The sequence below is a fragment of the Halomonas sp. ML-15 genome, assembly GCF_014779595.1.
GTDB lineage: Bacteria > Pseudomonadota > Gammaproteobacteria > Pseudomonadales > Halomonadaceae > Franzmannia.
In genome coordinates this window covers 141,218-150,657 of the sequence record NZ_JACXZT010000017.1, presented here as the reverse complement: position 1 = coordinate 150,657, position 9,440 = coordinate 141,218, and the positions used below count along the sequence as shown (strand labels likewise).

At 50.3% G+C, this 9,440-nt stretch carries 7 protein-coding genes; all 7 read left to right on the top strand.

The genetic code is table 11. The features are described 5' to 3' along the window. The coding region (cysD, locus tag IEI94_RS10275) for a sulfate adenylyltransferase subunit CysD (protein WP_191167306.1) at nt 1–471 on the top strand (471 nt) is incomplete at its 5' end. Then, complete coding sequence (gene cysN / locus IEI94_RS10270; protein ID WP_191167210.1) at nt 471–2,402, top strand: sulfate adenylyltransferase subunit CysN; 1,932 nt, start codon at nt 471–473, stop codon at nt 2,400–2,402. The genes cysD and cysN, both read left to right, overlap by 1 nt. A 55-nt stretch (nt 2,403–2,457) precedes the next feature. Continuing rightward, on the top strand, nt 2,458–3,585 hold the full coding sequence (gene wecB, locus IEI94_RS10265) for a non-hydrolyzing UDP-N-acetylglucosamine 2-epimerase (RefSeq protein WP_191167209.1): 1,128 nt from the start codon (nt 2,458–2,460) through the stop codon (nt 3,583–3,585). 71 nt (nt 3,586–3,656) lie between these two features. Then, nucleotides 3,657–4,943 carry a UDP-N-acetyl-D-mannosamine dehydrogenase gene (wecC, locus tag IEI94_RS10260; protein ID WP_191167208.1) on the top strand — a complete coding sequence of 429 codons (1,287 nt, stop codon included), beginning with the start codon at nt 3,657–3,659 and terminating at the stop codon, nt 4,941–4,943. 72 nt (nt 4,944–5,015) lie between these two features. Beyond that, entirely contained in the window at nt 5,016–6,035 is a 1,020-nt protein-coding gene (locus IEI94_RS10255) for a hypothetical protein (RefSeq protein WP_191167207.1), read from the top strand. Between the two features lie 202 nt (nt 6,036–6,237). Further along, nucleotides 6,238–7,077 carry a hypothetical protein gene (locus IEI94_RS10250; protein WP_191167206.1) on the top strand — a complete coding sequence of 280 codons (840 nt, stop codon included), beginning with the start codon at nt 6,238–6,240 and terminating at the stop codon, nt 7,075–7,077. A gap of 198 nt (nt 7,078–7,275) precedes the next feature. Then, nucleotides 7,276–9,414 carry a glycosyltransferase family 1 protein gene (locus IEI94_RS10245; RefSeq protein ID WP_191167205.1) on the top strand — a complete coding sequence of 713 codons (2,139 nt, stop codon included), beginning with the start codon at nt 7,276–7,278 and terminating at the stop codon, nt 9,412–9,414. Nucleotides 9,415–9,440 lie beyond the last annotated feature (26 nt).

Below are 9,440 nucleotides of genomic sequence, written 5' to 3'. Positions count from 1 at the left end.
CGGGTCTACTCGTTCCGCGACAAGTACCACCGCTGGGACCCCAAGAACCAGCGCCCGGAGCTGTGGAGCATCTACAACGCCAAGGTCAACAAGGGCGAGTCGATCCGCGTCTTTCCGCTCTCCAACTGGACCGAGCTGGATATCTGGCAGTACATCTACCTCGAGCAGATCCCCATCGTGCCGCTCTACTACGCCGCGCCGCGCCCGGTGGTGGAGCGCGACGGCATGCAGATCATGGTCGACGACGAGCGCCTGCCGCTGGAGCCCGGCGAAGTCCCCGAGGAGAAGTGGGTGCGCTTCCGCACCCTGGGCTGCTACCCGCTGACCGGCGCGGTGGAGTCCCACGCCGCGACCCTGCCCGATATCATCCAGGAGATGCTGCTGACGAAAACCTCCGAGCGCAGCGGCCGGGCCATCGACCACGACCAGGCCGGCTCAATGGAAAAGAAGAAGCGTGAGGGGTACTTCTAATGTCACACCAATCAGCACTGATCGCCGACGATATCGAGTCCTACCTCAAGGAACACGAGAACAAGGACCTGCTGCGCTTTATCACCTGTGGCAGCGTCGATGACGGCAAGTCGACCCTGATCGGGCGGCTGCTGCACGACTCCAAGATGATCTACGAGGATCAACTGGCGGCGATCACCCAGGCCTCCAAGACCAGCGGCACCACCGGTGACGCCGTGGATCTGGCACTGCTGGTCGACGGCCTGCAGTCGGAGCGCGAGCAGGGCATCACCATTGATGTGGCCTACCGCTTCTTCTCCACCGACAAGCGCAAGTTCATCATCGCCGATACCCCGGGGCATGAGCAGTACACCCGCAATATGGCCACCGGCGCCTCCACGGCGAGCCTGGCGATTATCCTCATCGACGCCCGCTACGGCGTGCAGACCCAGACCCGCCGTCACAGCTTTATCGCCGACCTGCTGGGTATTCAGCACCTGGTGATCGCGATCAACAAGATGGACCTGGTGGAGTTCTCCGAGGCGCGCTTCGACGAGATCGTCACCCAGTACCAGGAAGTGGCCAGCAAGCTCCACGCCCCGGATATCCGCTTTATCCCGCTCTCCGCCCTCAACGGCGACAACGTCGTCGACCGCAGTGAGCACACTCCCTGGTACCGCGACGCCAGCGGCGCCCCCGGTGCCACGCTCCTCGAGCTACTCGAGATCGTCGAGATCACCCACGACCAGAACCTCGCCGACCTGCGCTTCCCCGTGCAGTACGTCAACCGGCCCAACCTCGACTTTCGCGGCTACTGCGGCACCCTGGCCGCCGGTATCCTGCGCCCCGGGCAGCGCATCAAGGCGCTGCCCTCCGGCAAGGCCAGCACGGTCGAACGCATCGTCACCTTCGACGGCGACCTCGAGGCCGCCTATCCCGGCCAGGCGATCACCGTCACGCTCGAGGACGAGATCGACATCTCCCGCGGCGACTGGCTCGTCTCAGAAGACGCCGAGGTCCCGCTGGTGTTTGGCTTCGACGCCGATATCGTCTGGATGCACGACACCGCCCTCGAGCCCGGCAAGCTCTACGATCTCAAGCTCGCCACCCGTGACATGGCCGGCAAGGTCACCGCCATCGACTACCAGATCGACGTCAACACCCTCGAGCACCGCCACGCCGAGCATCTCGATCTCAACACTATCGCCCGCTGCACTGTCGAGCTCACCGCCCCCGTACCGGTGGACGACTACCGCAAGAGCCCCGGCACCGGCAGCTTTATCATCATCGACCGGCTGACCAACGTCACCGTCGGCGCCGGCATGATCCACCAGCCCACGGACAGCGAAACCCCCTACGAATACCGCGAGCACGACAGCAAGGCCAACGTGGTGTGGAACCGCACCAGCGTCACCCAGGCCATGCGCGAGCAGCTCAACGGCCACAGCGGCAAGTGCATCTGGTTTACCGGCCTCTCCGGATCGGGCAAATCCACCCTGGCCAACGGGCTGGACATCGAGCTCAACCGGCGTGGCTACCACACCATGCTGCTCGACGGCGACAACGTGCGCCACGGGCTGTGCAAGGACCTCGGCATGAGCGAAGCCGACCGCGCCGAGAACATCCGCCGGGTGGGTGAGGTCGCGCGACTGTTCGCCGAAGCCGGGATTATCGTCATCACTGCCTTTATCTCACCGTTCCGCAAGGACCGCGACGCGGTACGCGCGCTGTTCGACGACGACGCCTTTATCGAAGTCCACGTCGACACCCCGCTGGACGTGTGCGAACAGCGCGACCCCAAAGGGCTGTATCAGAAGGCGCGGGAGGGCAAGATCAAGGACTTCACTGGCATCAACAGCCCGTATGAAGTACCCAGTGCTGCTGAAGCCACCGCCAATACCGCCGAGCAGAGCCAGCAAGACGTTATCGACCGCCTGCTGAAGCTGCTGTGAGTGAATGGGCATTGCAATACCTTCATCATTCTCCTCAACAAAGACATACCGCCACATGACGATTAAGACGCTTTGTGTGTTCGGCACACGCCCTGAAGCCATCAAGATGGCACCGCTAGCTCTTGCGCTCTCCGCCGATGAGCGCTTTGACGCACAAGTATGCGTGACCGGCCAGCATCGCGAGATGCTCGACCAGGTGTTGGATTTGTTCGAACTGGTACCGGACCATGATCTGAACATCATGAAGCCCGGCCAGGATCTGACCGATGTGACTACTGGCATTCTGCAAGGCATGAAAGGCGTATTAGAGGAAGTGAAGCCGAATATCGTACTGGTGCATGGCGATACTGCGACAACATTTGCAGCGACACTTGCCGCCTACTATCAGCAGATTCCGGTTGGGCATGTGGAAGCGGGGCTGCGTACCGGCAACCTTTACTCACCCTGGCCGGAAGAGGCTAATCGCAAGCTGACGGGTGCCTTGGCAGAGCTGCACTTCGCGCCGACTGAGCGCTCTCGGAAAAATCTGCTGGAGGAGGGCGTAGCGCCGGTTAAGGTACAAGTAACAGGTAACACGGTGATCGACGCTCTGCTCGAAGTAGTGAGGAAACTTGACAAGAATGCCGCACTCAAGGAGCAGTTCGATAAGCAGTTTGAGTTCCTGTCCCCACAGCGCAAGCTGATTCTGGTCACCGGCCACCGCCGCGAGAGCTTTGGCGGTGGTTTCGAGCGCATTTGCCAAGCACTGCATGATATTGCCAAGCAGCACCCCGAGGCCGAAGTGGTGTATCCGATGCACCTCAACCCCAACGTGCGCGAGCCGGTCAATCGCTTACTTTCAGACATCGATAATATCCACCTGATCGAACCGCTGGACTATCTGCCGTTCGTGTATCTGATGAATCGCTCGTACTTGATCTTGACCGATTCGGGGGGCGTGCAGGAAGAGGCCCCCTCACTGGGCAAACCGGTACTGGTGATGCGCGACACCACCGAGCGACCGGAAGCGGTAGATGCCGGCACAGTCAAGCTAGTAGGCACCAACGTCGAGCGAATCGTGGGCGAGATGCACGCCCTGCTAACGGATGCCGATGCTTACAACGCAATGAGCTATGCCCATAATCCCTATGGGGATGGCAAGGCATGCCAGCGAATCCTTGATGCATTGGCAACAGTGAAATAAGTCGGCGTGATGTAGGTCTGCGGCATAATATTTCTAGCAATTATTCGTATCTCTGCCCTTTGGATGGAACCATGAACTTCAACACGATCTCCGTTATTGGCCTGGGCTATATTGGTCTGCCGACTGCTGCTGTTATCGCGTCTCGTCGCAAGGAAGTGATTGGCGTCGATATCAATCAACACGCGGTGGACACTATCAACCGCGGCGATATCCATATCGTCGAGCCTGAACTGGATATGATCGTGCATGCAGCAGTGAAGGAAGGCTATCTGCGTGCGACCATCAAGCCCGAAGCGGCGGATGCGTTCCTTATCGCCGTGCCTACGCCCTTCAAGGCGGAGAATGGCAACGACCATGTGCCGGATCTCACCTATATCAAGGCGGCAAGCCAGGCGATTGCACCGGTCCTGAAGCAGGGTGACCTGGTGATTCTGGAGTCGACTTCACCGGTGGGGGCCACCGAGCAGATGGCTGCTTGGCTGGCCGAGGCGCGGCCGGACCTTACCTTCCCGCAGACCCATGGTGAAGACTCGGATATTCGCATAGCACACTGCCCGGAACGGGTGCTGCCGGGCCATGTGGTACGCGAACTGGTCGAGAATGACCGAGTGATCGGAGGGATGACCGCCAAATGCTCCGAGGCCGCCACCGAGCTCTACCGCATCTTCGTGGAAGGAGAATGCATCACCACTACGGCGCGTACCGCCGAAATGGCCAAGTTGACCGAGAACAGCTTCCGCGATGTAAACATCGCCTTTGCGAATGAGCTCTCGATCATCTGCGATAAGCTCGATATCAATGTTTGGGAGTTGATTCGCCTGGCCAATCGTCACCCGCGGGTTGACATCCTGCAGCCTGGTCCCGGCGTGGGTGGCCACTGCATTGCCGTAGACCCCTGGTTTATCGTTAGCGAAACGCCAGATGAGGCGCGACTGATTCGTACTGCTCGTGGGGTGAATGATGCCAAACCTCAGTGGGTGATTGATAAGGTCAACGAAGTCGTGGGTAAGTTTCTGTCAGTCAATTCCGCGAAAACCGCTAAGGATGTTACCATTGCCTGCTTCGGTTTAGCTTTCAAGCCGGACATTGATGACTTGCGCGAAAGCCCTGCATTACGAATTACAGAACACATTGTGGCGCAACATCCCGGTAAAGTGTTGGTAGTAGAACCTAATATTGAAAAGCTGCCGAAAGAAAAGCTCTGGGAAAGTTCGATGTTAGTAAGGCAAGAGTACGCTTTAGATAAGGCGGATGTTAACGTCATTCTCGTGCGACATCGTGATTTTTTGGGGATAGAAAAGCACTTTCGCAGTGATTGCATAACTGTAGATGCTGTTGGATTGTTAAAAGCAAAGTAAGTAGACGAAAAATTAAGCTGTCATATTTGTAATGACTGGGCAATATGTCTGAGAAGTTGAGTGTAAACTTTTATGAAGAAAGTACTCCATATAGGACAGATGAAGTCAGGTACTACATACATCCAGAATATTCTATGTAACAATAGGAAAGAGCTAAGCGAAAGTGGCTGGATGTATCCAGGGGATACTCTGAATCAGCAACATGCGTGCTATGGAATATGCGGGAATGACATTTTTTGGGTGAAAGAAGGGGAGCGATATCAAGCAAGAGCCGCTAAGTTAATAGACGACATTTATACTAAAAAGAAAAATATTATAGTCTCGTCTGAGGCACTTTCTTCATTGAATGAAAGTGGAATAGAAAGATTTTTGGAAAAAATCGGAGGTGCTGACGAGGTTGTTGTTACGATAAGATCGCTTTATAAAACCTTACCATCTGCATGGCAGCAAAGCATTAAAGGTGGTGGCGGAAAGTCTATATATGATTTTTTTTCTCAACTCGCGTTGCAGCGCCCTGAAAGGTTGGGGTTCTGGAAAACATATTCATTTGGAATGACAGTTAAGCTATGGTCAAAATTCCTCCCGGTAAAAGCTATTGTCGTTCCAGATAAGCCAGTCTCAAAAAATAAGCTATGGGATGACTTTTCAGACTTTGCAGGTCTTCCTTCTTTAAGTAATATTGAAATTGGAGGTGAACATTCAAATATATCCTTAAACTATGAGGCGGCAGAGATCCTGAGAAGTATAAATAGGAACATTAGGAAGTGGAAGCCTAACGCCAATAAAAAGTATCTTGAGAACTTTAGGAGTTACTATTTGAACAAGTTTGTGTTTCCTGTGTCTGATGTCAAGAGGGGGATTAAAATAAAAATCCCACCAGAATTTATTGATGATCTAGCTACGTGGAGCGAACCAGAAGTTGAGCTTCTCCAAAAGCATGCTTATAGCATTTCTGGTAATGTTTCTTGCTTGGAATTAAATGAGGATGGTTGCCTTGATCCCAAGCTTCCAAAGCCTACTAAGATATTGGCTGAAATTGGCTTTCAAATTGTAAGTCTTTACGACAGAGAAAGTTTACTAGAAGTTCATTAAGTTGGTTGTTTAGGGAAGTAAGTGCTATTTTATTTGGAAGTCCGGCCGATTACAAAATAAACGCTCTGTTTGCAAGAAAGATAAATAAACCTGTTCTTTTCCATTTTTCTATTTTCTCGTGGCCATGTCAAATATTATATGAGTAGCTCGTAAGAGGTAGAGAAAATTTAGCTTTTCTGACTGATTGACTATAGGTCTTGTAATGGATAAACATATTGTTCATATGAAAGATGAAGAGCTTTCAGATAAACATCATGAAGATACTATTAAATTCTTACAAGAGGAAAATAGATTTTTGTCAAAAGAGGTCATAGAGCTAAAGAAAAAGAATGAGACTCTGAAGTCTCTCTGGAATGGTGCGCAACAAGAGATTGGTTACTACAAAGAGAATAATCGTGCAATTAAAGCATCTTTCAGCTATAGATTTGGAAATCTATTTGCCGAATCTGTAAAGTCACCAAGAAAGCTGGTTTTTCTCCCAATATCAATGGTTGAGTTTCTGGCGTCGGGAGTGTGGAAGAAAATTGTCTTTCATTATAAAAAGTCTCGGGCGACGAATAGCATTGGTAAGGAAAAATACAAGAAAACTGAAGGGTTTAAAAATTACGAAGATGGCGCGCTAAGAGCTCTCATCAATAAAGTTAGTGATGAGGATATGAATAAACTGGCATCCTATCTTATAAGTTTTGAGCCAACAGGTTACTGGGTTGCCTTGGTGAGTGAGGGCGAGGTCAGTCCACCAAAAGCCCTGCAGCTATCTGGTGATACGCAGCAAGTACATCCAAATACCTGGTTTAGCTTATTCAAGAATTCACCACCATACCGTGTCGTCATTGACCATGAGGCTGTTGCTCGCGGAGGGAAGTGGGCGTCTTGTATCGAAGGCGGAGCATATGGTTATCCATATCACCTGGTTGAGATGTTGAGCTATTGCTCATCACATTCAATTGATATAGTTCTGTGGAAACGCAGTGAAGGTCAAAGTAGTTTGGTGTCAGATTTCTCTTCGTTCATTTCAAAAGTTTATGTTTCCGATGAGTAATATTTCTGAGGGTTACGCGTGGCATGGGCGAAAAACTCTTGGATAAAGATGTTTAGGAATTCCAATTTTTGATTTTCTAAGTTGCCGAGATGAAATCTTGAAAAATCTGGCGACTATTTTTTTACAACTACGTAAGGGCTGATATTTGATTGTAAAGTCAGTCTTGCGTCCGGTTTTGTGCTTCCTGATGAGATTTTTATGCCCACTGATTCCTTAGCCATGCATATTGCAATTTATGGAGATGTTAACGCCAATATCATGGATGGTTCATCCATATGGTTGCGTAATATTGCAAAGCTTTGTTCAGGTGTCCCCAATGCCCAGGTTGACTTGTTCTTGAAGGCACCAATTGAACGCTGGCAAGTGCTAGATGAGCTATGTGGAATCGATAATATATCTATCATTGAGCCAGAAGCAGGCGAGACTGAACCAGACAACGCTCTTTCAGCAAGTAATGCTATAAAACTTATTCGAAGGCGAGCCCGACAGAACTCCTACACAGCGGTGATATTAAGAGGAATGGAGTTATGTCGGGAGGCTGCGTTGTCTGAAGTGTTGTCTGGTAGGATATGGTCGTATTTGACCGATATTCCTCAGCGTTATTCCGATGTGACGGAAGAAAAACTAATAAGTCTGAATGATATTGTTGAGTCATCTCGCTATGTTCTCTGTCAAACAGAGGAGATGCGAAATTTTCTGGGGAATATCATTAGGGATGGACACCATAAATTGGTTTTGCTACCTCCGATGGTTCCAGATGAAGCCTTTTTCCAGAAAGGTCAGAGAGAAAATCAGCAAGAAAAGTTGAAAGTTTTCTATTCTGGAAAATTTGCGCCAGCATGGGCAGTAGGTACGTTGGTTGACCTCTCGGAGTCTGTAGGGTCTCTAAGCATTACTATTGCAGGAGATAAATTCCATCGAGTGCCCAGTGATCCAGAGTTCAAAATACGTTTAGAAAATAAGTTCAGCACATCCACCCATGTTGATTGGTTGGGAGCACTCACTCCCGGGCAGGTCTTCGAGCAGATGCGCTCAATGCAGCTTGGATATGCGTGGCGTGATCCCGAGATGGATGAAAGCCTGGAGTTGTCTACAAAGCTGTTGGAATATGGGGCCGCAGGACTGGCTGTGATTACTAATCCTACTCCAGCCCATAAAGCACTTCTTGGTGAAGACTATCCTTTTTTTGCTTCAGATAAAGATAATCTCGAGGGTCTTATCAAGTCTTTACCCCAACGAACTGCTGAGATTGAGGAAGCTGGGGAATTGTGTCGAAGGGTCGCTAGGCAATTCAGCTTCGGTGAGCTTCAAATACGTTTCAATGCACTATTTTCTCGCGTATATCGTGACTTGAACAGAAGCAGGACTCTCAAAGTTGTACTTGCAGGGCATGACCTAAAATTTGCTAGAGAACTAATTGAGTATTTTGAATCCAGAGTTGATATAGAGCTGAAGATAGACTATTGGAGAAGTCTTCGAGAGCATGATGAATATGAGAGTAAAAAATTAGCCGAGTGGGCAGATATTGTATTCTGTGAATGGTGTGCGGGAAATGCAGTTTGGTACTCTGAAAATATAAACCCTTCTAAAACCAATCTGTTCATACGATTTCACCGTATTGAGATACTGATGGAGTTTGCTCCTAAAGTTCGCATGGAGGCTGTGGAGAAAGTTCTTTTTGTAGGCCCACATTTTCTTCGCCAAGCGAGAGAGAAGTTTAGTTGGCCCATGGAAAAGCTAAGTCTACTGCCGAATTTTGTTGATACAGAGATGTATCGAAGAGAGAAATTTAAAGGGGCTGAGTTCAACCTTGGACTGATTGGATTTGTGCCAAGATTGAAACGCTTGGATCGAGCGCTCGATATACTGAAGGAATTGAGGAAAAAGGACAAACGATATACCCTGTTCATTAAGGGCCGGTTTCCTTGGGAGTACCCATGGATCTGGCGAAAAGATGAGGAGAGGGAGTTCTATGAGGAGTGCTTCAGAAGGATACGAGAAGACGATGACCTCAGCGGTGCTGTTGTGTTTGATCCATTCGGTAATGATGTAGCACTCTGGTTGCGAAAGATTGGAGTGATACTCTCTGTTAGCGATATCGAAAGTTTTCATATGGCGCTGGCGGAGGGCATTGCATCAGGAGCCTATCCCTTACTCTGGAAAAGGGAAGGGGTCGATGAACTTTTCCCCTGGCTTCCTTCTGCTGATTGCCCACAGGAGCTTGCTGAGGCATTGCTAAGAAAGAATGAAAAAAATCAGATGATACTTACAGATACTTTAGTGGAAAAATACGATATGCAAAATACCATCTTACAGCTAGATGAATTGATCACTTAGTAAGTAGCTGATGATTAGTTATATGC

Coding starts and splice junctions, on each gene's coding strand:
- cysN (WP_191167210.1), top strand. CDS start 471: ATGTCACACCAATCAGCACTGATCGCCGACGATATCGAGTCCTACCTC.
- wecB (WP_191167209.1), top strand. CDS start 2,458: ATGACGATTAAGACGCTTTGTGTGTTCGGCACACGCCCTGAAGCCATC.
- wecC (WP_191167208.1), top strand. CDS start 3,657: ATGAACTTCAACACGATCTCCGTTATTGGCCTGGGCTATATTGGTCTG.
- IEI94_RS10255 (WP_191167207.1), top strand. CDS start 5,016: ATGAAGAAAGTACTCCATATAGGACAGATGAAGTCAGGTACTACATAC.
- IEI94_RS10250 (WP_191167206.1), top strand. CDS start 6,238: ATGGATAAACATATTGTTCATATGAAAGATGAAGAGCTTTCAGATAAA.
- IEI94_RS10245 (WP_191167205.1), top strand. CDS start 7,276: ATGCCCACTGATTCCTTAGCCATGCATATTGCAATTTATGGAGATGTT.